The following is a 23,364-nucleotide window of genomic DNA, read 5'->3' on the forward strand; positions in this document are numbered from 1 at the left end:
GCGAGAGGCCGCCCCAGGGGGACGGCGGGATGATGAAGAGGGAACTGGCGGCAAAGGCACTCGCGACACCCGGCCTGCGCAGGCTGGTGGCCGCGGCCGCGCCGCGCACCGGCGTCGTGCTGCTCAACTACCACCGCGTCGGCGACAGCGGTGCCTCGCGCTACGACCGCGGCCTGTGGAGCGCGACCGCCGACGGCTTCGACGCCCAGGTCGCCTTCCTCAAGGCCAATTGCGACGTGATCGCGCTGGACGAAGTCCAGGACGCGCTGGGCCAGCGTGGCCGCCACGTCGCGATCACCTTCGACGACGGCTACCTGGACAACCACGACATCGCCTACCCGGTGCTGCGCCACCATGGCGTGCCCGCGGCCTTCTTCATCGCCACCGGCTTCATCGATTCCAGGCCGCTGCCCTGGTGGGACGCGATCGCCATGCAGGTGCGCGAGACCGTCCGCGCTTCGCTGGACCTTGCGCCATGGCTGCCCGACGCGCTGGCGCTGGGCGACGACCGCGAGCCGTCGATCCGCCTTGTGCTCTCCATCTACAAGGGGCTCGACTTCACCCAGGTCGCGCCCTTCCGCGCCCGGCTGGCGGCGGAGACGGGGATCGAGCCGCCGGAAACGGTCGAGGGCGAATGGATGGACTGGAACATGATCCGCGAGATGGCGCGCGGCGGCATGACCATCGGTGGCCACACGGTCAACCACCCGGTGCTGTCCAGCCTTCCGGTGGACGCGCAGCGCGCCGAGATCCAGGGCTGCGCGGCCCGGCTGCGCGAAGAGCTGGGGATCGGGATGCGGCACTTCGCCTACCCGGTCGGTAGCCGCCGCGCGTTCGACGCTGCGACCATGCAGCTGCTGCACGAGGCCGGGGTGCAGCAGGCCTATTCCTTCTATGGCGGGGTCGCGCAGCCGGGTTCGGCGCCGCTGGACCTGCAGCGCGTGGCGGTGGTCGAGGACATCGGAACCGAACTCTTCCGCGCCATGGTGCAGCTGCCCCAGGTGTTCTGCAGGCGGGACGCGGCGTGAACCGCACGGCCCGCGCCACCGCCGGCGGCATCGACTTCGCCAAGCTCTATGCCGAGCTCGGGGTGGTCCCGGACTGCGGACTCGCCGCGTTCAAGCACGCCTATCGCCGGCGGGTGGCCGGCCTACATCCCGACCGCCCGCCCAGCGTCGGCCGCGACCCGGACGCGCTCGTCGCCCTCAACCTGGGCTACGCCGCGGCCCTGGAGTTCCATCGGGGTTACGGACGGCTTCCGGGCGCATCCGCGGTGCCCGTGACGCCGGCCGCAAGCCCGGTGGGCAGCGCTTCGCCCGGACCCGCGGCAACCCCGCCAGCCAGGCCCGCAGCCGGCATGGCACGAAGCGTCCCGTCCATGCGCGGGCTGCGCGTGCTGACGCTGCCGGTCCTGCTGCTGGTCGTGGCGACCTGGCTGTGGCTGCCGGGGACGGCACCGCCGCCGGACCGCTTCGACGCGCCCCTCGACACCCCGGACCGCCACGCGGCGCCGCCCCAGGGCTTGGCCCAGTTCGGCATGGATCGCGCCACGGTGGCCACGCTGATCGGCGAGCCCGTGGCGCGCAGCAGCGACGATTCGCGCTGGATCTACGGTCCGTCCTGGGTGCGCTTCGAATGCGGTCGACTGGCCGACTGGTACAGCTCGCCGCTGCGGCCGCTGCGCATCGCTGCGCGGACGCCGGTGGCGCTGGCGGACAGGCCGCGCCACCGCCGCGCGGCCGCCTGTCCGCCGGCAGCCGTCGCCGGCAGCGATCGCGTGTACAGGGAGGCCTGAGCATGTGCGGACTGGCCGGCTATGTCGGTACCCACCCGGCGGGCGAACGCGCCCTGCTCGGGCGGATGATCGGCACCCTCGCCCACCGCGGGCCGGACGGCTTCGGCTTCCACCTCGACCAGGGCGTGGGCCTCGCCCACGCGCGCCTGTCGATCATCGACCTGGCGACCGGCGACCAGCCGATGTCCAGCCCGGACCGCACGGTCTGGACGGTGTTCAACGGCGAGATCTTCAACTTCATCGAGCTGCGCGCGCGGCTCGAGTCGCAGGGCCATGTGTTCCGCACGCGTTCGGACACCGAGGTGATCGTCCACCTCTACCAGCGCCACGGGGACGCGTTCGTCGAGCACCTCAACGGCCAGTTCGCGATCGCGCTCTGGGACGCCGCGCGCCGGCGGCTGGTGCTGGCGCGCGACCGCCTCGGGATCCGCCCGCTGTACCACGCGCGGGCCCGCGGCGCGCTGTGGTTCGCGTCGGAAACCAAGGCGCTGTTCGCGGCGCTGCCCGACCACGCACGGCTGGATCCGCTCGGCCTGGCGCAGGCCTTCACCCTCTGGGCGCCACTCGATCCCGACACGGCCTGGCAGGGCGTCTCGAGCCTTCCGCCCGGGCACGTGCTGGCCGTCGAGGCCGACGGTCGGGAACACCTGCGCCGGTACTGGGACTGGAGCTTCCCCGACGCCGGCGACCGCCACGTGCCGTGGCGCGACATCGACCACGCCGCCGGCGAGCTGCGCGAACGCCTGGTGGACGCGGTGCGCCTGCAGCTGCGCGCGGACGTGCCGGTGGGCGCCTACCTCAGCGGCGGCCTGGACTCCTCGGGCATCGTCGCGCTCATCCGCAGTGCCACGCGCACGCCCGTGCGCACGTTCTCGGTCGCGTTCGACCAGCCCGAATTCGACGAGAGCGCACACCAGCAGGCGATGGTCCGCCACCTCGGCACCGAGCACGACACGCTGCGCATCGGCGCACGCGAGATCGGCGATGCCTTCCGCCGCTTCGTCACCCATGCCGAGACGCCGGTGCTGCGCACGGCCGGCGTGCCGATGATGCTGCTGGCCGATGCGGTGCGCCGCCAAGGCTACCGGGTGGTGCTCACCGGCGAAGGCGCCGACGAAGTGTTTGCCGGCTACGACCTGTTCAAGGAGGCCAAGGTGCGGCGGTTCTGGGCGCGCCAGCCCGCGTCCACCGCGCGGCCGAAGCTGCTTGGCCGGCTGTACGGCTACCTGACGAACTCGCCCGCGGCCCATCCGGGCTTCGCGCAGGCGTTTTTCGGCCAGGGCATGGAGCACCTCAACCGGCCCGTGTTCGCGCACGTGCCGCGCTGGTCGACCTCGGCGCGTGCGCTTGCATTCCTGTCGCCGGCGCTGCGCGCGGAGGTCGCCGGCTTCGACCCCCTGGCGCTGATGGAATCGCGCCTGCCACCCGGGGTGATGGACTGGGCGCCGCTGGCACGCGACCAGTACGTGGAGGCGAAGACCCTGCTGCCGGGCTACCTGCTGGCGAGCCAGGGCGACCGCGCCGCGATGGCGGCATCGATCGAGGGTCGCTATCCCTTCCTCGACCACACCCTGGTCGAGTTCGCCAACCGGCTCCCGCCGCAGTGGAAGATCCACGGGCTGTCGGAGAAGCACGTGCTGCGCAAGGCCCTGGCAGGCCTGCTGCCACGGGACATCCTGCAGCGGACCAAGCAGCCCTACCGCGCGCCCGACAGCCAGAGCTTCTTCGTCGATGGACGACCGCTGGACTACGTCGCCGATGCCTTCGATCCCGACGGACTGCGCGCCAGTGGCCTGTTCGACGTCGAGGCCGTAGGCCGCCTCTACGCCAAGGCGCGCGCCGGCCGCGCCACCGGCTTTGCCGACAACCAGGCCTTTGTCGGGGTCCTCTCGACGCGGCTGCTGCAGGCCAGCACCGTCGCCCCTGCGGCAGCCCCCCTCTCCCCGGAACTGGAAACCACATGAGTACCCGAGACACCGTCCTTGCCGTCCTGCGGCAGTCCATCGACGCCATCAACGCGCAACTGCCCGCCGCGCGCCGACTCGGCACGTCCCCGGACCAGGCGCTGGTCGGCGTCGGGAGCGGTGTCGAATCGCTGACCCTGATGGGCCTGGTGGTCGACATCGAGGATCGCCTGATGGACGCGTTCGACCTGGAGCTGCCGCTGGCCGACATGCTCGGCCTGCCGCTGGAACACAACCCGTTCCGCTCGCTCGACGCGCTCGCGAGCGAGCTCGCCGGACGGGTCGAAGCGCGATGAGCCGACCGGTGCCGGGCATGCCGGACGTCCCGCAGCTGCGCTGCCTGCTGCTGTCGGATTTCAACATCGAAACGCTGGCCAACCACCTGGCCGCCGATGGGCGCGGCGCGGACCTGCACATCGAAGATGGCGGATTCGGACAGCTCACCCGGGTGCTCGCCGACGGAGGACACGCTGCCTGGCGCACCGCGCCCGACTGCGTCGTCGCCTGGGGTCAGGCGCAGGCGGTGTCTCCCGCCTTTGCGCGCCTGGCGGCAGGCGAGACCTGCGACCCGGCCGAGATTGTGGCGGATGTCGATGCCTACGCCACGGCCCTGCGTGCGGCCGCCATCCGCTGCCGCCTGCTGCTGGTGCCCGCCTGGGTCGCGCCAGCCTCCGGGCGCGGACGCGGACCACTGGAATACCGCGAGGGTGTCGGCCTGCAGATGGCGCTCGCGCGCATGAACCTGCGTCTTGCCGAGCGGCTCCAGGACTGCGGCAACGCGCATGTCCTCGACACGCAGCGCTGGCTGCAAGTTGCCGGTCCGCGCGCCTACTCGCCCAAGCTCTGGTTCATGGCCAAGGTGCCGCATGGCGCGGAGGTCTTTGCCGCAGCGGCGGCCGACATCCACGCGGCGATCGACGCGCTGCAGGGGCGCACGCGCAAGCTGGTCGTGCTCGACCTCGACGACACCCTCTGGGGCGGCGTGGTCGGCGACGTCGGCTGGCCGTCGCTGGTACTCGGAGGCCATGACCATGCGGGCGAGGCCTTCGTCGCCTTCCAGGACGCGCTCAAGGCGCTGGCCCGCCGCGGCATCGTGCTCGCGATCGCCAGCAAGAACACCGAAGCGGTCGCCCTCGAGGCGATCGACCATCATCCCGAGATGCGCCTGCGCCGCGAGGACTTCGCCGCCTGGCGGATCAACTGGGCGGACAAGGCGGCCAATATCGCCGACCTGGCGGCGGAGCTTCGCCTTGGCCTGCAGTCGGTGGTGTTCATCGACGACAACCCGGTCGAACGCGCCCGCGTGGCCGAAGCCCTGCCCGAGGTGCTGGTCCCCGCCTGGCCCCGCGACCCGATGCTCCATGCACAGGCGCTGCGCGCGCTCGACTGCTTCGATACGCTGCAGCACACGGCGGAGGACATGGACAGGGCCCGCGCGTATGCCAACGAGCGCGAGCGCCGCGGCGCCCGCGCGACGGTCGGCGACATGGGCGCCTGGCTGCGCGACCTGGACACCCGGGTGACGATCGAACCGCTGTCGCCGGCCAACCTGCAGCGCGCGGCCCAGCTGCTCAACAAGACCAACCAGATGAACCTCAGCACCCGGCGCATGGCCGCGCCCGAGTTCGCGGCCTGGGCGACGCTGCCGGGGCACCATGCGTGGACCTTCCGTGTCAGCGACCGGTTCGGCGATTCGGGCCTCACCGGCATCGCCACGCTCGCGCTGCGCGACGCAGAGGCCGTGGTCGTGGACTTCGTGCTCAGCTGCCGGGTGATGGGCCGCCAGGTCGAGGACGCGATGCTGGGCTGGCTCGCAGGCCAGGCGCGGCAACGGGGAGCCGCGCGGCTGGTCGTCGCGTTCGAAGCCACCGCGCGCAACCAGCCCTGCCTCGAACTGCTGCAGCGTTCGCCGCTCGACGCGGCGGACGCGCCCCGCTTCGCCTTCGACACCCGCGCGACATGGGGTCTCCCGGCCTCTGTGACCCTGCTGGAAGCCGACCGCGTCGAGGAAGCGCACGCATGACCGCCGCGCCGGCGACGCCAGCCTGGCCCGATGGCAAGCGCTTCGCGTTCACCATCTTCGACGACACCGATCGCGGCACCCTCGACAACGTGCCAGCGGTCTACGCGCTGCTGCGCGACCTGGGGATCATGACCACGAAGTCGGTCTGGCCCCTGACACCGAGCCGTCCACCGAGCGTGGTCGGAGGCGCCACCTGCGCCGAACCGGACTACCTCGACTGGGTGCTGCACCTGCAGGCGGAAGGCTTCGAGATCGGGCTCCACAACGTCACCTACCACACCTCCCTGCGCGGCGAGATCGCCGCGGGCCTGCAGCGGTTCCAGTCGCTCTTCGGCCAGCGGCCGCGCGTTCTGGCCACGCACACCGACTGCGGCGAAGGCATGTACTGGGGCAGCGCGCGCGTCAGTGGCGCGCAGCGCGTGGTCTACGACGTGCTCACCCGCGGACGCCAGCGCGGCTTCGGCGGGCATGTGGAGGGGCACCCCTCGTTCTGGGGCGATCTGTGCCTGGAGCAGGTGGACTACGTGCGCAACTTCACCTTCCCCGGCGCCAACACGCTGACGTCGTGCCCCTGGATGCCGTACCACGACGCCGACCGCCCGTGGGTCAAGGCCTGGTTCGCATCCTCGGAAGGCGCGAACTGCGGCATCTTCAACGCGACCCTGGACGAGGCCGCCCAGGAGCAGCTGGAGGACGAGGGCGGCGCCTGCGTCATGTACACGCACTTCGGCAAGGGCTTCTGCAACGACGGGGTACTCGAGCCGCGTTTTGTCGAGCTGATGACGCGCCTGTCCAGGCGCGGCGGCTGGTTCGTGCCGGTGTCGACGCTGCTGGACCACGTCGCCGCGGCGCGCGGCGGCGTCCACGCGCTGACCCGCGGCGAGCGCGGACGTCTCGAGCGGCGCTGGCTGCGGCACAAGTTCAGCCACGGCACTTCCTGACCATGGCGATCGAGGCCTACCTGCCCCGGCACGAGGACGCCGTGGCCCGCTTCAACCATCGACTCGCCCAGGGCGGATCGCCGTTCCGGTTTCCGGCGACCAGCCGCATTCCCTGGCTGCCCAGGGATCCGGGGCGCGACACCTTCCTCGAGGGCCACGTCGCGATCGACGGCGACGAGGTGCGCGGCGGTTACATGGTCAAGCACCAGCCCTTCGCCCTGCAGGGCGAGCCGTGCGACGACATCCGCAACCTGCAGCTGCCGCTGTCGGAAGGCAGCATCGACTCCGCCTATGCGCAGGTTGGCGTCGAACTCCTGTCGACCGCTGCCCGGCGCAACCGCCGCATGTACGCCCTTGGCATGGGCGGCACGCATACGCCGCTGCCCACGGTGCTGCGCAGCATGGGCTGGACGGTGTCACTGGTCCCGTTCCATTTCCACGTAATGCGCGCGGGACCGTTCCTGCGCAATATCCGCGTGCTGCGCACCAGCCGCGCGCGGCGCCTGCTCCTCGATGCGGCCGCGGCCAGCGGGCTCGCCGTGCCGGTGCTCGCGGTGGCGCAGCGGCGCGGTCGCGGCCGCAACGGAGCCCGGGCCCGCGCGGAGGTGGTGACGAGCTTCGGCGATTGGGCCGACGCGATCTGGGAGGGCGTCCGCGGCCACTACGCGCTGCTTGCGTTGCGCGATGCGGCGGAGCTCAACACGCTCTACCCGCCGGACGCGCCGAAGCCGATCCGGCTGAAGGTCTCGCTGGACGGCCGCGCGGTCGGCTGGGCCCTGCTGTTCGACAGCGCGCTGCGTGGCCACAAGCAGTTCGGTGACATGCGCCTGGGCACCCTCGTCGACTGCCTGGCCCTGCCCGGGCACGAGGGCGACGTGGTGCTCGCGGCGCGCGAGCACCTGCGTGCGGCGGGCGTCGACCTGGTGGTGAGCAACCAGCAGCACGCGGCCTGGTGCACGGCCCTGCACGCGCACGGCTTCCTGCGGGGGCCCTCGAACTATGCGCTCGCGGTGTCCAGGGGACTGCGCGCGGCACTGGAGCCGTGGGCCACCACGGCCGCGCGCATCCACATGACCCGCGGCGACGGCGACGGCCCGATCCACCTGTGACCGCTGGCGGCGTTCGCTGACCGCGGTCGCGACCCGGCACGGAAGCCGCGACGCGGTGGCATCAGGCCTCTGCGACCTGCCGCCCCTCCGCCTCGGCCTGCAGCTCGCTGCGCCGGATCTTGCCGGTGCCGGTCTTCGGCAAGGCATCGCGGAACTCGACCGTCCGCGGCACCATGAATTCCTCGAGGTGGGCGCGGCAATGGGCGATGACCGCGCGCGCGTCGATGCCGGGATCGTCGACCACCAGCAGCGCCTTCAGCGCGTGGCCCAGCACCGGATCGGGCACGCCGACCAGGGCGGCCTCGCGCACGCCGTGCATCGCATAGAGCACGTTCTCGACCTCCTTGGGGCTGACCTTCTCGCCGCGCGTCTTGAGGATGTCGTCCTTGCGCCCGACGAAGTACAGGAAGCCCTCGGCGTCCATGCGGAACAGGTCGCCGGTGTGCAACACCCGTTCCCAGGGGTAGCGGCCCGGCCGCAGCGTGCGCGCGGTGGCTTCGGCGTTGTTCCAGTAGCCCTGCATCACATGGCCGCCGCGCACGACCAGTTCGCCGACCACGCCTGCCGGCACCGGGCGGCCCGCCTCGTCGGCCACCCAGGCCTGGGTGCCGGGAATGGCGATGCCGACGCTGTCCGGGCGCCGCGCCAGCTCCCCGGGTGGCAGCCAGGTGCAGCGCTTGGACTCGGTCATGCCGTACATCGAGTACACCCGCGCGGCCGGGAACAGCTCCTGCAGCCGGAGGATGTGCGCCGGCGGCAGTGCGGCGGCGGTGTTGGTCAGGTAGCGAACGCCGCGCGCCCAGGCCGGATCGAAGTTGCCCAGCTGCACGATCAGCGCCGCCATGGTGGGCACCAGCGGGAAGGCGGTGACCCCTTCGCTGGCCAGCAGCGGCAGCACCTTCTGCGGGAAAGCGAAGGATTTCTCCAGCACCAGCGTGGCGCCGAGCTTCACGCACATCAGCAGCTGGTACAGGCCGTAGTCGAACGCCAGCGGGAGCACGCTCAGCACCACGTCGTCGGCGCTGGCCTGCAGGTAGCCGGTGATCGAGGTGGCGGCGAAGCGGACGTTGGCGTGGGTCATCATCACGCCCTTGGGATTGCCGGTCGAACCCGAGGTGTAGACCAGCATCGCGAGATCGGTGTCGATGCCGACCTGGGCCGGCAGGCGCGAGGGATCGGCGGCTGCCAGGAACCGCGCGTAGCTGGTGAGGCGCGCGCCGGGTTCCGCACTGACGTCGCTGCCGTCCCCGCCGACGCCGGCGGGTCCGATGTCGCCGGCGCGTTCGATGTCGTCATCGCCATCGACCACCACGACGCAGCGCAGGCCCGGCGCGCGCGCCACCGCCGACAGCGCCACCGGCAGCAGGCTGGTCTGGGTCAGCAGGACCGCTGCGCCGCAGTCGCCGAGCACGAAGGCGAGCTTGTCGGCCTTGGTGGTCGGGTTGATGACCGAGAACACGCCGCCTGCGCGCAGCGTGCCGAAAACGCCCACCGCCGCTTCGACCGAATTCTCCAGGAACACCACGCAGCGCTCGCCGTCGGCGAGGCCCGCGCCGTCGACCAGTGCAGCCGCGAAGCGTTCGCTCGCGGCGTGCAGCGTGGCGTAGTCGACCCGGCGCTCGCCGCGGACGATGGCCGGCGTGGACGGATGGGCGGCGGCCGCGCGGGCCAGCCAGCGTTCGCAGCGCGCCGTCACCCTGCGGCTTCCATCTCGACGCACTTGCGCGCGATGAAGCCGTCGATGGCCGCGATGCTGTCGAGGTTGTCAGGGAGCACTTCGTCGTCGTCGACCACGAAGCCGAAGTCCTGCTCCAGCCAGGTGACCAGCAGCAGCACGCCCATGGAATCGATCACGCCCGATTCCAGCAGGCTGGCGTCGGTGGCAGGCACCACGCCTGCGTCCGCCGGCGGGAAGTTCTCGTCGAGGAAGGCGCGGATCCGGGCTTCGTACTGGCTCACAGGGTCATCCCTTCAATGGTCTTGTCGAAGGAACGCAAACCGCCGCCGGGCACGGCCTTTCAGCGCGCGCCGCGCCCGAACAGCACGACCTCGACCGTCTGCACCAGGATGATGAAGTCGAACAGCAGCCCGTGGTTCTTGACGTAGAACAGGTCGAACTTCAGCTTCTCCTGGGCGTCGGCGGCCGACGCACCGTAGGGATAGCGCAGCTGCGCCCAGCCGGTCAGGCCAGGCTTCACCGAGTGGCGCACGCTGTAGTAGCGGATCTCGTCGTTGAACTGGTCGACGAACTGCGGCCGCTCCGGGCGCGGGCCGACGAAACTCATGTCGCCGGCCAGGACGTTGAACAGCTGGGGCAGCTCGTCCAGCCGCGTCTTGCGGATGAAGCGGCCCACGCGCGTGGTGCGCGCGTCCTGCTGCGTGGCCCACTGGGCCACGCCGTCCTTCTCGGCATCGGTGCGCATGCTGCGGAACTTGACCAGTTCGAAGCACCGCCCGCTCTCGCCCACGCGCACCTGCCGGTACAGCACCGGACCCCCGCCTTCGAGGTGGACCGCGAGCGCCACCAGCAGCATCGCCGGCCAGCCGACCAGCAGCAGCACGGAGGCCGCGGCGATGTCGAAGGCCCGCTTGCTCAGCCGGCGCACCAGCGAATGGTCGAAGCCGCCGGAAAACACCAGCGAGGACGGGTCGACCACCTCGAGCTTGATCATCCCGGCTTCGCGCTCGAAAAACGACGGCAGGTTGACCACCGAGACCCCACGCTGCGCACAGGCGAGGATTTCGTCCATCGGCAGGCCACCGCGGCGTTCGTCGGGGGCGACGACGATCTCCTGCACGCCCAGCCGCTGCACCAGGCAGGGAAGCGACTCCAGGGTTTCAAGCAGAAGGCGGCTTTCGACGACGACGGGCTGCCCGGGCACCGGCAGGAAGCCGACCACGGCGAAGCTCTGTCGATCCGCGCGCCTGCGCATCCGCAGGTTGATCAGGTCGGCATGGACCCCGGCGCCGTAGACCAGGACCCGACGCTTGTAGGCCTCACCGCCCAGCAGGCGATCCATGGCGATCCGCACCACCAGCACGCTGGCGAAGCCGAGCGCAAACGTGATCGCCAGCAGCCCGCGTCCGATATGGGTGGCGGGAATCAGGTAGTACAGCACCAGCAGCGCCACGCCGCCGAAGGCGAAGGCCAGCAGCAGGCGCAGCAGCAGCTCGCTGCGCCTGAGCCGCAGGTGCGACTGGTACAGCCCGAACGCCGCCATCGACAGCGTGAGGCAGGCCGCGACCAGGAGCGCCGGGACCGGACCGCGGGCGAAGAGCCACTCGCGGCCCTCCGGGTCGGCATGTGCCCGCAGCCAGATCGCGGCCACGACCGACAGCACGATCAGGACCGATTCGACGACCCAGAGCACGCGCACGATCCGGTTCGCGCGGCTTGCGAACGCCGGGATCACCGGTAGACCCCGGCGGACACACGGGCACTGCACACACCTGGAACGCGCTGGTCCTGCATCGTGGCCCCCGTCTGCATCCGCCCGGGACGATCCCGGCCGCGGTGCTGTACCCGGGAAAACTCCGGACGCGAGGGAAAGCGGCCAGCCGCGGAAACAGAAAGGCCCCGGCGTCACCCACCGGGGCCTGTCCTGACGTCCTGGCGGACGGGTCAGCGCTGGACGGCGTCCCGCGCGTCGCCGGTGCCAATCCACGACTGGATCCGCTCCCAGGCCGCCATGACCGGCGGCGTGATGCGGACGTCGGGCGCGCTCGCGGGCACCGTCGCGCCGCCGACGCCCGGCGGCCTCGGCCGCGGACCGGGGCCGGGGTTACGACCGCGGTCGGCGGGGATTTCGATGTCGCGCACGCGCGAGCCCGGGCCGTTGCCGGAATCCGGCGGCGGCATCGGCACGTCGGCGCGGCGGCGCCTGCGATCGCGCGGCGGCGGCGGCGGCGCGGGCTCGTCGACCACGGGACCGCGGAACTCGTCGGCGCCGATGTCGTAGTTCACCGGGCGCGCGTCACCGTCGACGTCGTCGAGCACCTGCGCCAGCGCCACGCCGCGGTCGATCGCCGGGCTGCCCGCGGGCAGGTGACCAATCGACGACACGCTGAAGCTGGCGGCGGTGCTGTTGACGTCGGCGCCGTTCGCGGCGCGCCACTGCGCGAGGGTGGCGTTGCCCAGGTTGCTGCCGGGACGGCCGTCGCGGAACGTGCAGTTGGACGGGAAGCCGTTGAAGTTGCTGTCCGGCGCACCGACCAGGCCCGAAAGGCCGCCCAGCTCCGACGAATGGCGGATGTCGATGCAGCGGCCGCCATCCTGGATCACGAGGTTGTTGCGCAGCACCGCAGTGCGGTTGGCCGGACGGCCCGCGGCGTCAGCCCAGTCCTGGAAGGTCACGCCGAAGTAGAGCGCGGCATGGCCACGACGCGCGGCATTGATGATCGTGTTGTTGGCCACCACCGAATCGCGCGAGGCATACAGGCCGATGCCCGCGTAGCCGGTGTTGCGCACCACGTTGTTGCGCACGATGCCGCGGATCGCCTCGTAATAGCCGGGGTTGAGCTGCAGGTCGAAGAACTGCGGACTGGTGTCGAACCCGACCAGGATGCCGGCGTCGCCGGTGTTCTCGATGCGGTTGCGCTGGATGACGACGTCGGCGGCGCCGCCCTTGAAGTAAAGGCCCGTGGTGGCGGTGTCGTGGATGTAGCTGTCTTCCACCACCATGCCCGAACCATTGACGTTGTCGATGCCGTCGGCGTTCTTGTCGTCGTCCGGCGTACCGGCCGGATAGCCGGCGCCGGTGGTATGGATCTCCACGCGCCGGATCGTCGCGTTGTCGGACTTCGGCGTGACCTTGATGCCGTCGAACCCGGTGTGGTGGACCAGCAGGTCCTCGAGCACGACGTCGCGCGCACCGTGGTTGCCGGACGGGCCGCCCTGGTACCAGTTGGTCATCAGCATCACGCCGTAGTAGCCGCCGCTGATCTCGAAGCCACTGACGCGGCTGCCGGAGCCCGCCACGTCGATCCGCACCGCGACGTCATTCGACATGTCGTTGCAGTGGATGCGCGGGCGTTCACCCGGATAGGCGCGCAGCACGAGCCGGTGGCGCAGGCGCACTTCGCACTCGTTGTAGGTGGCGTTGCCCGCCGGGCCGCGCACCGTGACCGTGTCGCCTGCCGACGAAACGCTGTTCGACGTGGCGCGCTTGATGGTGCGGAAGGGGTTCTGCAGCGAACCGTTGCCCGAGCTGTCGTTGCCGGCCGTGGAGACGAACCACTCGGCAGCGAAGCCGGGGACGGAGGCGGTGGCGAGCAGGAAGGTGGCCGAAGCCAGAAGGTGGCGCTTTGGGGGAAGCCTGCGCGAAGGCCTTGAAGCGGGACCGCCGGCGGCAAGGTGCGCAGGCGCAAACAGGTCAGTGCGTGAACATAATCGCATCGGGTGGACTCCAGGGGATTTGCGGCGTCGCCCCTGTTCGGCGCCGCGGGAAGGATCTTCCGGCGGCGGGGGCCACCGGAACGCCGCATGCTACCGGCGGTTCCTTCACGCAATCGTGCCCCCGATCACGTTTTCCCGGCGGGCAGATCCGCCGTCAGCCGGGCGTCAGGCGCTGTACGGACCGGAATCCAGCAACGCCGGAATGCCGGAACGAAGATGCCGAAACGAAGATGCCGGAAAAGCAAAAAGGCCAACGGGATGACCGTTGGCCTTTCTACTCTGTGCGATGGCGCGCCCGGAAGGATTCGAACCTCCGACCCCCAAGTTCGTAGTCGGTGCTTGGGAGTCGGCGTCTACCGGTTCCGGGTGGTTCCAGCCGAGATTAAACGGCAAAACCTTTCCAGGTCAAGGGTTTGGCGCACGCACTTCGCAGCCCGTTCTCTACCGGTTAGTCCCGGCCCGGAGGCCCATTGGCACAGAGTGGGCACGGGGCCCGGTAAAAAACGAGACCTCCAAGTGTGTGGCACGGCACTCGCCAACAACCGCTGCCTGGGGGTCGCGACATTCGATCCAAGCTCGAGTTCAATGCCCCTCGGCCAACTCGTCAGCGAGGACCTCCTCGATGGATTTGCCGGACACTTGTCCAGCCAGAGCCTTGCCGATTCGGCTGCCCAGCAGGATTTTCAGCTCTTCCCAAGCCTGATCGCCATCGGCATCGCCGTGGACCAATCTCTCCAGCGGATCGTACTCCATCCCCCTGCCCTCCATTGCGGCCATTGCCGCCAGGTCAACGTCGCTCAAGGGGTGCGCCCTGGATCCACCCCTCGCGAGGCTTCCAGCACCAGCTCCCATCATCATCCTCGATCAGAGGCAGCAGGAATCGCGCAAGGTCAGCGACCACCTCCGCCAGTTGCCCAGGCGCGGCCGCCATGCGCTCACGCGTCAGGAACGCCTGCCACTGCCCGCCCCAGGATTCCACATAAGCCTGGCTGAGCCCGGTCAGCTCCCCATCGGGAAGCGCTGTTTCACGCCGGTCGAAGGTCTGGCGAACGGCCTTGGCCAGCGGTGCCCTTTCCAGCTCGAACGTCTCAGCGATCAGCCACAGATCGTAGTAGTCCTTCAAGCGGCTGTTGGCGATGCCAAGGGTGACAAGGGCGTGGAGCTTCTCAGCGACCACGGTCTCGACCGGGTACGCCCTCAGATGTGGGGCGGGCGCATCAAGCAGCACCGGGTAGTCGATCTCGACCGGACCTGGGGTGATTGCATCGCCAAAACCCACGTCCACCTGGATCGGAACACGTGCACCGCCGATCATGGCCCGAGTGCGCACCCGCACGCCGCCGTACTCGATGCCCTCGCGGATCGACGCAGCTTCAAGTCCATGGAGATCGAACACCACGCCATCGGCATCGACCGCCAAGGCCAGGATCGCGCGGAATGCGTCGCCGATCGCCTCGGGCGTGTTCTCGCCGTAGCCAAGCAGGTCCAGGTCGCGCGTCGGTCGGAACGGCGCCTCCACCCAGGTCACGAACAGCATCGCCCCCTTGAGGATGAACCGATTCCGATGCTCCGACAGACTCAGCCGGTACAGCAGCCTTTCCAGCGCATAGCGCGTCAGCAGGATCTGGAAATCCGTACGCTCGTCGCGGGAGCGTTGCAGCAGCCTGGCGCGCACGGAGGCTCCGATGCTCTTCAGGGGTTCACGCGCCATCGGCCACCGTCGCCTCGACATAGGGTTTCATGGTCGACCAGATTCTCGCCTTCGTGGCATGGCGCCACAGCTGGTCGCTCGTTGCCTTGCGCTGCCGTAGCCCCTCGCGCAGCCCTTCCAGCGCGACGTCGATCCCGATCTTGGCCCGGTAACGGAAGCAGTCGACGATGGTCCGTGACGGATCGGTGATCGGGACCTCGATGCCTTCGATGCGATGGCGCTCAACGCCTTCACTGAGGGCCACGGGGGTGAAGCGCACGAACCGGATGGGGGGATGGTCGATGCGTGGGCGCCACGCCGTGCGTTCGATCGCCATCCATACGGTTGACGGCATCTGCAGTGTCAGCCCGTGGAATTGCAGTGCTGATACCAGGCAGATCACGCCCTTGGGGACCAGCGTCGCGGCTTCAGCCAGAGCATGGCGGGCATCACTGGGACCATCGGCGAGTTGGTAAAGCCCCCGCGCCGGCCGCACCACGACGCCATCCCGGACAAGGCGCGACAGCGTCTCGGGGGAGATCCCATGGGCGGCAAAGTCCCTTGCCCGCAGCATGGAATGGCTGCCAAGCAGATCGAGTGCCTTTTCGCGCTGAGCCGTGGCCATAGATAGGGATGTGACGTTACCTCTGCTTTATTCGCATACTAGCATAGGTTTTATCACACAGATCGAGCTCTTCGGACGTGCTGCAACAGCAATGCCCATCGATTCGCCGATCCCACTCAGCTTCGCGACGCCTTCCCGGACTCGGCTGGTGGCGCGTAGCCGTTAGACTCGGCTTTCAATCTGTCGCTGCGCCAGGGGGAGCACGATTCGATGTCCAGGGATGACACAAGCAACTTCGCGTTCCTCGCCGATCAGGAACCGCTCCTGCACCAGATCGGGACGACCGCCGAAGCTGCCTTCTACACAGACTCGAATGTCACGCTCGTCAAGCTTCGCCAACTGGCGGAGCACCTGACGCGGAATGCCGCGGCGCAGCTTGGCATTGTCTCTGAAGCGGACGAAAACTTCTTCAGTTTGATTTCCTCACTCAAGTCACGGATCGACGTCGACGAGAAGGTCATACGTCTTCTGCACCACCTTCGCAAAAGCGGAAACGAAGCGGTCCACGAGTACAGGCATGACCAGGCCGAGGCAGGAAAAGCGCTACGCTCCGCGCGAGAGGCCTGCATCTGGTACTACCGCACGTTCTGCAGCCCCCATCCCGGCTTCAAACCGGGCCCGTTCATCCCCCCTCGTGACTGGACGCAAGAAGAGGTGGACCTACGGGCGGAAATTGCTCGCCTCGAGGCCGAACTCAATAGGGAGCGCAAGGACTCCGAGAAGAACGACGAACTCGTCCGAAGCCTCAAGGAACAGGAGGATCGTCTGCGCGCTCTCGTCGACGAGCGCACATTGGACGCCGAAGCCTCACTCAGCCTGGCCGAGGAACAGGAGAAGAAGCTGCAATCGCTTGCGGCAGTCTATGAAGAACGCCTAGCCGAGATGGCTCGCCTGAGTCCATGGGATGCCGACGCGGCGGCGACCATCTCTGAGCGTTCCAAGCTTGCAAGTGAACACGTCGAGGCAGAGTGGGCGCCGAGTATCCGGCTGCGAGATGCGTTCGATGGCCATCAGCTCACCGCCAACCAAGAGAGTCTTGTCCTTGAGCTTGAGGCGTTTCTTGGCGCCAAAGACGAACACGTTTTCATCCTGTCAGGCTACGCCGGCACCGGCAAGACCTTCATAACCAAAGGGCTTTCGGAGTTTCTCGGCGCAGCAGGTCGCCAATGCGTCCTGACTGCGCCAACCGGCAAAGCTGCACGCGTCATCACACAAAAATCAGGGCGACTTGCCACCACGATCCACAAGAAGATCTACTCCATGGACGACATCAAGGAGTACAAGGTCGACGAGCTGGATGGTTCCGAGACGTTCAAACTGTATGCAGAGCTCGAGGTCAACGACGACGCCGACAACACCGTATATGTCGTCGACGAAGCTTCAATGGTTTCCGATGTGTACTCGGAAGGCGAATTCTTCCGCTTCGGCTCGGGAAAGCTCCTCAGTGACCTGATGAAGTACGTCAACCTCGACCACAATGACCACACCAAGAAGGTCATCTTCATCGGGGACGCCGCTCAGCTTCCACCGGTCGGGATGAACTTCTCCCCAGCGCTAGATCAGCGATACCTCGCCAAGACATTCGGCGTCGCCACTGCACGTCACTTCGAACTTTCACAAGTCGTCCGGCAAGATGCCGACAGCGGCATCCTGTTGTCCGCCAACACGCTTCGGGGCTCCCTCTCAAAGAGGATCTTCAACAAGCTATCCCTAACAACAGACACTCCGGACGTGCAGACATGCCCCGGAGCCGACAACCTGGTTTCTGACTACCTGACCGCGAGTGGAAACAAGGTCAATGACGTAGCGATGATCATCGCCAGCAAAAATTCCGACGTGGCGTCATTCAATGAACAAGTTCGCAGCCGGCTTTTCCCTGGCAAGGAAGACGTCACGAACGGCGACAAGCTCGTCGTGATCATGAACTGCTTAGTGGGCGGAATCAATCTCAACAACGGCGATCTTGTTTACGTCACGCACGTTGCAGCCGCCCCCGAGTCCCGGTCGGTCACACTCAGAACGAAGAACAAATCCACGGGAAAAGTAGAGGAAGCGGAAGTCTTCCTGCAGTTCAGAGACTTGCAGATTGGCTTCCGGATTCCCAGCGGCGAAGTCATCCGTGCCAATGTCAAGATCGTCGAGAGCCTGCTTTACAGCAGTCATCCGAACTTGAGCTCAGATGAGACGAAAGCCCTGTATATCGATTTCAAGCGCCGCAATCCTCATCTACCCAAGGGTGGAAAGGAGTTGCGCGACGCGCTACGAGATGATCGGTACTTCAACGCCTTGCGCGTCAAGTTCGGCTATGCGTTGACTTGCCACAAGGCCCAGGGCAGCGAGTGGGCGGACGTCTTCGTCCAGTGCAAGACCCACCACGCGGAGCGCCGTACTGAAGAATACTTCCGCTGGCTGTACACGGCTATTACCCGCGCAAGCAGTCGGCTCCACCTCCTCAACCCGCCCCATCTCACTCCTTGGCAGAACCTGCGTGACGCCCGTGACCCGGGTGGAGCCCGGACATCATCACCGTCCCATGATCCCGCTCCTGTCGCAGCTGGGACTAGCGGCTCCCCTGCCCTTGATGTACCGGCAGCCGTGACTGGGACCGCTGCTTCAGATGAAGCTGGCGCAAGCGCTGCCTGCGCACGCACGGGCGATCCCGTCCTTGACGGCATCTATCACGCAGTGTCTGCCAGAATCGCAGACATGCCGGGCGTGAGAATAGAGACGATCAATCACAATGCTTGGCAGGAGGCCTATCACATCTCCGACGGCACGCGCTTCACCAGGATCAACATCACGTACAACGCCAGGGGCATCGTCGGTAGCATCATGCCTGTTCCGAGGGACGAGTTCGGCCTGGAGATCGCTGATCAGCTCTCGGAAATCAAGGGCTGCCAGTTCGCCGATCAGAATCCACCCAGCGCTCAAGCATCACGGTTCACGCGCGATGTCTTCAACAGCTTCTTTCCTGTGTTCTCGGAAGCAGCAGTCTCGAACGGTCTCCAGATTGTCAGCGTCATCGAGGAGTCATGGAACCTGCGCGTTGTTCTGGCCAGCTCCACCGCTAGAGGTGAGCTGGCGATCTACTGTGACGGACGAGAAAACATCACCAAGCACTCCTGGATCGGTCGTCCGCCGCAGGATCCATCCCTTCAACAGGGCCTTGACGCAACCATGGCCAGCCTCTGACCCTTCAAAGCAGACTCAGCTCGCAGGCGACATTCGCACTGCCCTCCAACTGTACCCTTCCCTCTTTGGATGACGGGCATAGACTGCCACGACACCAACCTCATCGACGTTCTCGGGAATGGCCTTCACCACGTGGGGTGGCACGAAAACATCGTCCACGAAGGCATGCGCCGAGGCCTCTGCGCGATGTAGCCGCCCCTGAATTCTCTTGACATCCGCATCAGGCAACTGGGCGGGACTGGCGGCGAACAGATCGACCCGGCCATTCTTCGGATTCGTCGTCATCCGGAACTGAACTCCGTCACCAGCAGCCATATCCCCCGTCGAAGTGGAGTCACCATCGACCGGGAAATCACCTAGATCACGGCCGACAAATATCCGCATGGGTCTCCCCTCACCAGCCACCTGAGCAACAACTCCGTGGCCGACGGCCGTACGATCCCACGCCTGTCCGGCTGGACGCCGAACGATCTGTACCACCGTCTCTTCGGCCTCGCCTGCTTGCCGGCCAAGCACCAAAGCCACCGGCTCCCCCGGCCTCCATGGGACCTTGCGAAGATGCGGGCCGAGGATGCTGACCGACTTGCCCTCTTCGCGCATGACCGCGAATCGCGTGCGCGGCCGAGGCTTCCATCCCGGCTTTGCGTCCCGGGGTGGCGGAAGGGTCAACAAACCAAGAAACGTTGCCGGTCTCGTCTCGACTTCGTCGAAGCACAGACTCAGCGCCATCGGTGCATGTGCGATATAGAAATCCTTCGGCTTCTGGGCATCAGGCGGATTCGGGTCGTACCAAGGCTCGCGCATGAGGCTTTCCAACTCGCCTCCCAGCCGCCAACCTTGCTCTTCTCGAGCGGACGCCGCGATCCCGATCTCAACACACGCCTGGGAATAGTCACCGCGCTCAGCCAGGAGCTCAGCCAGTTCCCGGTGGGCCTTTGCCACGAACTCCGGAGATGACGGACACAACAAAGCCTGGCAAAAGCAAGCAAGCGCAAGATCGGGATCATCCGACTGATACAGTCGGCCCGCCTCAGCCCACACCCAGAACTCGTTCCGCTTGGCCTTGATCACGGCTGAAAGGGCAAGAGCGGCTTGGTCATACCGCTCGAGCCGCCGCAGCATTCCTGCCCTATCCCACTGCAGCCACAAGCTATCGCCACCTTCCGCTACGGGTGTCGCAGCGTCCAGCCATTGCAACGCCTCTTCCAACCGCTCAGTCGAGGTGTCGCGATCCTTAGTCCATTTGGTCAACGCACGCGCGACCGACACGACCAGGGCTGGCCAGGTTCCGTCATTGGAAGACTGGGAACTCCAGTCTTCTTCCCTGAGTCCTTCAATCCCGACCCATTTCACAAATGCGGCGAACCGGGGGAAATCGGAACCCACGCGGCAGAGCTGTTGCAGCAGCACCGAGCAAGCCATTCCTGGGCGCTGCGCTGGCAACCTGGTGAACTCCGTCAACGCCTGATCGATGCGCCGAAGATCCGCTTGCTGGGGACGCTTGTCGGCCTTGACTGCATCAATCGCATTCTTGAGCGCGGGCTTGGCCTCGTCATAGATCAACCATTCCAGCATCGACCGGGTTCGGAAGTCGCGGGCATCAGCCTCAAGCAGGTCGTAGGCAAGCCTCTTGCCTTCGGCGATGTTCCCCTGCTTGCGCAACTCCTGAACGCGTTTCCAATCCATTCTCATCCCCCACAAGCGGAGTCCCGCGTCAACTTGCTTGCAGTCATGCAAGTCGACTCACCCCCGCAGCACGAATTCGCGATGCCAAGCCAAATACGGCAGATGCCCGGGCGCAAGCGAGCGCAGGCGGCTTCCATCCACCAACCCCAGATGGGAACGTACCACCAGATCCAGTTGCGGCGAAAACAACATCACCCCGTCCTCGTCGAAGCCAATCAGCCCGCTGTCGAACATCGCATCCAGGTGCGTCGCCAGCAGCAGGCCGTTGAAGGGATCGAGACGTTCTGCGTCCGTCGCCTCGGCCCAAGGCTTCGCATGACTGGCGCGCAGCAATTCCGGCGGATATGGGATGCCGGAAACGGCGCAGCGGCGTTGCCACAGGTCCATCAGCGCCTCGCGGAAAACGTCCTGGCCAATGCGCTGACGCACTTCGCGGGTCCGCTCCGTTTCCGGGATTCTGGCCAGCCGCGCCTCCACCCGCGCGGACAGTCCGGAGGCCGGATGCGTCTGCAGCGAGTGCAGCACGCGAAGGGCCTCGTAAAGTTCCATGGCGCCGTGAGCGATGCCGATGTCCGCCATGCCCGAAGGCACAGGCACCGCGGTCGAAGCCAGGCCGATCCGCCGGGCCATGGTGGGTTCGGCCACCGCGAGCACCACGCCGTCCTCCGCTGCCAGCACCAGGATGCGGCCCGGAGTACCGCTGATTGCGGCAGCAACCCACCCGTCGGCCACCGACGAAAGCAGATCGTAGCCGGTGTCGGCGAGCGCCTTGGCAACCAGCGCTGGCACGGGCGCCGTCATGCCGAAACCGTGCTCGCATCGGTCGATCTGGCCGTCTGTTCGCCAGTGGCCAGCAGGCGGAACCCGTCGCGGATCACGTGCGCGATCAACGGCCGCCGGGCACGCAGGAAGTCCGGATAGTCCATCTCCCACCAATCCGGCGGAAGTGCATGCCAGCGCATCATGTCCCCAAGATCGTCAGTGGAGAAGCGCGACGCGTAGCCCGGCCAGTAGTCCTTCGGCGCAATGTCGGAGATGGCGATGTTGTCGTCCCACTCCACCAGGGCGTAGTTGGCGATCTGGTTGGTCTCGCGCACGCCCTCGATCTTCAGCTTCTTGAGGTAACGCTTGGGGAACAGATGGTGACGCTCCAGCGCCTTCTTCTTGCCCGAGGCCGGCGGATCGAGCAGATCGGCCACCTTGCCCTTGGAGAACAGGGCACGCGCGTCACTCAGTACCAGCGCCGCGTAGTAGGCGAACAGGCTGGGGCTGCGGCCCGAGGATGTGGCCAGCTCCATGGAGAGGGTCTTGTCCCAGTAGTCCTCGGTCAGCTCCGCGTCGCCCACTTCGGCCAGCGTCCGCAGGAAGTCACTGGCATCGCCAGACGCCGGCAGCAGGGCCAGGTCCTTCTCGAACTGGGTTTCCGTCGCGCCGGTGTAGCGCCCTGTCAGGAGTGACATGAACAGCCAGCGCGCGACGGCCTGCTTCAAGGCATGCGGAGGAACGCCATACTCGGTGCGGCCAATCAGGTAGAACTGATAGCCAAACACCAGGGCCATTTCCGAGCTGACGTAACGCGCATTGCGGTAACCGGCCGCGCGCACCACGTTGAGGTAGTCGGCCCAGTGCGTCGGGTCAAGCACACGGGACTGCGCTGCCTTCAGGCGTTCGAACTGCTGGTCGCGCTGCTGCTGGCTGAACTGGCCGGTCTGCAGATCCTTGCCACGCAGCAGCGAGTAGGTGTGCTGCAGGCGACCACGCCGGAATGCCAGGCCCACTCCGACCCGCAGCAGGCTGTCGGGCTCCGGCTGGAAGATCTGGTTGTAGGCCGAAGCAGCCCCCAGCGATGTTGGCGGCCGGCGCGTCTCAATGCTGAAGTCCTCCAGCGCAGTGCGGCCCTCGTCCCAGAACACCGACATCAGGGTGAGGATGAAGTCGGACTGGTTGAGCTTCTTGCCCTCGCTGTTGATGCGCACGAAGACATCGGCCACCTGCTCCTCGGTAGCAGTGGCATTGAGCTCAAGCGCTACGAACGGGTAGCCCTGCAGCTCGAAAAGGCGCGTGATCGCCTTGATCGCGCGATCACGCTCGTCGTCCGTCAGCGTGCGTGTGGTCTCGATCCGCGACAAGTAGCCATTGATGACGGAGAACGAATCCTTCGCCAGCACCGCACTGATGTCGGGCAGAAACTCCGGCGTCTTGTCGGTCGTGGCATCGGGCACCTCGAACTTGCCGTCCAGCGGATTGAAGGCGATCCGGATGGTCTCGTGCTGGAAGTTGTCGCGCAGCACCGGGATGCCCCGCATGACCGCGTACAGCGAGGTCAGTCGCTGCTGGCCATCGACGATCAGCAGCGAGGGCGCCTTCTGCTTGCCGCCTTCGCCGATGGTTCGCGAGCGATCAGAGGCGGCACCCGTCTCCCAGAACAGCAGGTAGCCCACCGGGTAGCCCCGGTACATCGAGTCCAATAGGTCACGTACCTTGGAGTTAGGCCAGACGAACGGGCGCTGGATATCCGGCAGGCCGATGCGGCCCATGTCGATATCCGTCAGCAGTCCCTGCAGGGTGTAGTCGGTCTTTTTGAACAGCATTTCGGTCATGCGTGCTTCCCCTTGCGGCTGATGGCCGGCGCTCCCGCCCGCTCTGCCAATGCTATGACTTCATCCGTGGCTCCCCAGCCTTTAATTGCATCGCGTCCAAAACGGTACAGACCGCCGCGCTTGCCATTGTCGAACAGCCAGACGCTACGGCCGCGGGAGAAGACCTCGGCCACCAGTTCAGTCACCGTGGCCACGGGCGTCGCTTCCTGGATCCGGTTGGAGCCATCGGATACCCAAAAGCTCCTCAGACGATGGTGCTTCGAGTAGCGGAACCATGGATAGAAGCGACCGCCATCCTTGTGGATGAACCAGAGTGAGTCATCAATCAATGCCCGCTTCATCTT

The 23,364-nt window shown here is 67.1% G+C and carries 19 protein-coding genes; 8 read left to right on the forward strand and 11 right to left on the reverse strand.

The genetic code is table 11. The annotated features are described in order from the left end of the window. Positions 1-32: 32 nt before the first annotated feature. Genes JG616_RS02655 through JG616_RS02685 form a run of 7 tightly spaced genes read left to right on the forward strand, consistent with a single transcriptional unit; the run spans position 33 to position 7,832 of the window. Complete coding sequence (locus tag JG616_RS02655; protein WP_199361472.1) at positions 33-1,028, forward strand: polysaccharide deacetylase family protein; 996 nt, start codon at positions 33-35, stop codon at positions 1,026-1,028. Beyond that, a complete protein-coding gene (locus JG616_RS02660; RefSeq protein WP_199391594.1) occupies positions 1,025-1,795 on the forward strand; it encodes a J domain-containing protein in 771 nt (256 codons plus the stop codon). The genes JG616_RS02655 and JG616_RS02660 overlap by 4 nt, the downstream gene beginning before the upstream one ends. 2 nt (positions 1,796-1,797) lie before the next feature. Continuing rightward, positions 1,798-3,759 (forward strand): asparagine synthase (glutamine-hydrolyzing), encoded by a 1,962-nt coding sequence (asnB, locus tag JG616_RS02665; RefSeq protein ID WP_199391595.1) that lies wholly within the window; start codon positions 1,798-1,800, stop codon positions 3,757-3,759. Continuing rightward, complete coding sequence (locus JG616_RS02670; RefSeq protein ID WP_199391596.1) at positions 3,756-4,055, forward strand: hypothetical protein; 300 nt, start codon at positions 3,756-3,758, stop codon at positions 4,053-4,055. The genes asnB and JG616_RS02670 overlap by 4 nt, the downstream gene beginning before the upstream one ends. After that, positions 4,052-5,782: an HAD-IIIC family phosphatase gene (locus JG616_RS02675; RefSeq protein WP_199391597.1), complete on the forward strand. Its 1,731-nt coding sequence runs from the start codon at positions 4,052-4,054 to the stop codon at positions 5,780-5,782. Before JG616_RS02670 ends, JG616_RS02675 begins: the two co-directional genes overlap by 4 nt. Next, a complete protein-coding gene (locus JG616_RS02680) occupies positions 5,779-6,723 on the forward strand; it encodes a hypothetical protein (protein WP_199391598.1) in 945 nt (314 codons plus the stop codon). Before JG616_RS02675 ends, JG616_RS02680 begins: the two co-directional genes overlap by 4 nt. A gap of 2 nt (positions 6,724-6,725) precedes the next feature. Further along, positions 6,726-7,832, forward strand: a complete 1,107-nt coding sequence (locus tag JG616_RS02685; protein ID WP_199391599.1) for a hypothetical protein — start codon at positions 6,726-6,728, stop codon at positions 7,830-7,832. 61 nt (positions 7,833-7,893) lie between these two features. Here JG616_RS02685 and JG616_RS02690 read toward each other — a convergent pair whose 3' ends face one another. The 7 genes from JG616_RS02690 to JG616_RS02720 form a co-directional block, all read right to left on the reverse strand. Further along, entirely contained in the window at positions 7,894-9,528 is a 1,635-nt protein-coding gene (locus tag JG616_RS02690) for an AMP-binding protein (RefSeq protein ID WP_199391600.1), read from the reverse strand. Continuing rightward, positions 9,525-9,791 carry an acyl carrier protein gene (locus tag JG616_RS02695; RefSeq protein ID WP_343224963.1) on the reverse strand — a complete coding sequence of 89 codons (267 nt, stop codon included), beginning with the start codon at positions 9,789-9,791 and terminating at the stop codon, positions 9,525-9,527. The genes JG616_RS02690 and JG616_RS02695 overlap by 4 nt, the downstream gene beginning before the upstream one ends. A 59-nt stretch (positions 9,792-9,850) precedes the next feature. Beyond that, positions 9,851-11,203 (reverse strand): TIGR03013 family XrtA/PEP-CTERM system glycosyltransferase, encoded by a 1,353-nt coding sequence (locus JG616_RS02700; RefSeq protein WP_343224964.1) that lies wholly within the window; start codon positions 11,201-11,203, stop codon positions 9,851-9,853. Between the two features lie 251 nt (positions 11,204-11,454). Beyond that, positions 11,455-13,227: a right-handed parallel beta-helix repeat-containing protein gene (locus JG616_RS02705; protein ID WP_199391602.1), complete on the reverse strand. Its 1,773-nt coding sequence runs from the start codon at positions 13,225-13,227 to the stop codon at positions 11,455-11,457. A 582-nt stretch (positions 13,228-13,809) separates the two neighbouring features. After that, entirely contained in the window at positions 13,810-14,028 is a 219-nt protein-coding gene (locus tag JG616_RS02710) for an antitoxin (RefSeq protein ID WP_235972850.1), read from the reverse strand. Further along, a complete protein-coding gene (locus JG616_RS02715) occupies positions 14,015-14,938 on the reverse strand; it encodes a nucleotidyl transferase AbiEii/AbiGii toxin family protein (protein ID WP_199391603.1) in 924 nt (307 codons plus the stop codon). Before JG616_RS02715 ends, JG616_RS02710 begins: the two co-directional genes overlap by 14 nt. Then, a complete protein-coding gene (locus JG616_RS02720) occupies positions 14,928-15,542 on the reverse strand; it encodes a type IV toxin-antitoxin system AbiEi family antitoxin domain-containing protein (protein WP_132999428.1) in 615 nt (204 codons plus the stop codon). The genes JG616_RS02715 and JG616_RS02720 overlap by 11 nt, the downstream gene beginning before the upstream one ends. A gap of 210 nt (positions 15,543-15,752) precedes the next feature. Here JG616_RS02720 and JG616_RS02725 point away from each other — a divergent pair, with 210 nt between their 5' ends. Next, a complete protein-coding gene (locus JG616_RS02725) occupies positions 15,753-18,734 on the forward strand; it encodes an AAA family ATPase (protein ID WP_199391604.1) in 2,982 nt (993 codons plus the stop codon). A 15-nt stretch (positions 18,735-18,749) separates the two neighbouring features. Here JG616_RS02725 and JG616_RS02730 read toward each other — a convergent pair whose 3' ends face one another. Genes JG616_RS02730 through JG616_RS02745 form a run of 4 tightly spaced genes read right to left on the reverse strand, consistent with a single transcriptional unit; the run spans position 18,750 to position 23,361 of the window. Beyond that, complete coding sequence (locus JG616_RS02730; RefSeq protein WP_199391605.1) at positions 18,750-20,420, reverse strand: tetratricopeptide repeat protein; 1,671 nt, start codon at positions 20,418-20,420, stop codon at positions 18,750-18,752. Positions 20,421-20,477: 57 nt separating this feature from the next. Further along, positions 20,478-21,221, reverse strand: coding sequence for an HNH endonuclease (locus JG616_RS02735; protein WP_199391606.1), 744 nt, complete (start codon positions 21,219-21,221; stop codon positions 20,478-20,480). Then, positions 21,218-23,020 carry a DUF262 domain-containing protein gene (locus tag JG616_RS02740; RefSeq protein WP_199391607.1) on the reverse strand — a complete coding sequence of 601 codons (1,803 nt, stop codon included), beginning with the start codon at positions 23,018-23,020 and terminating at the stop codon, positions 21,218-21,220. Before JG616_RS02740 ends, JG616_RS02735 begins: the two co-directional genes overlap by 4 nt. Next, positions 23,017-23,361 (reverse strand): hypothetical protein, encoded by a 345-nt coding sequence (locus JG616_RS02745; RefSeq protein WP_199391608.1) that lies wholly within the window; start codon positions 23,359-23,361, stop codon positions 23,017-23,019. Before JG616_RS02745 ends, JG616_RS02740 begins: the two co-directional genes overlap by 4 nt. Positions 23,362-23,364 lie beyond the last annotated feature (3 nt).

Origin of the sequence: Luteimonas sp. MC1895, assembly GCF_016457215.1 — a bacterium.
In the GTDB taxonomy this organism is placed as follows: Bacteria; Pseudomonadota; Gammaproteobacteria; order Xanthomonadales; family Xanthomonadaceae; genus Luteimonas.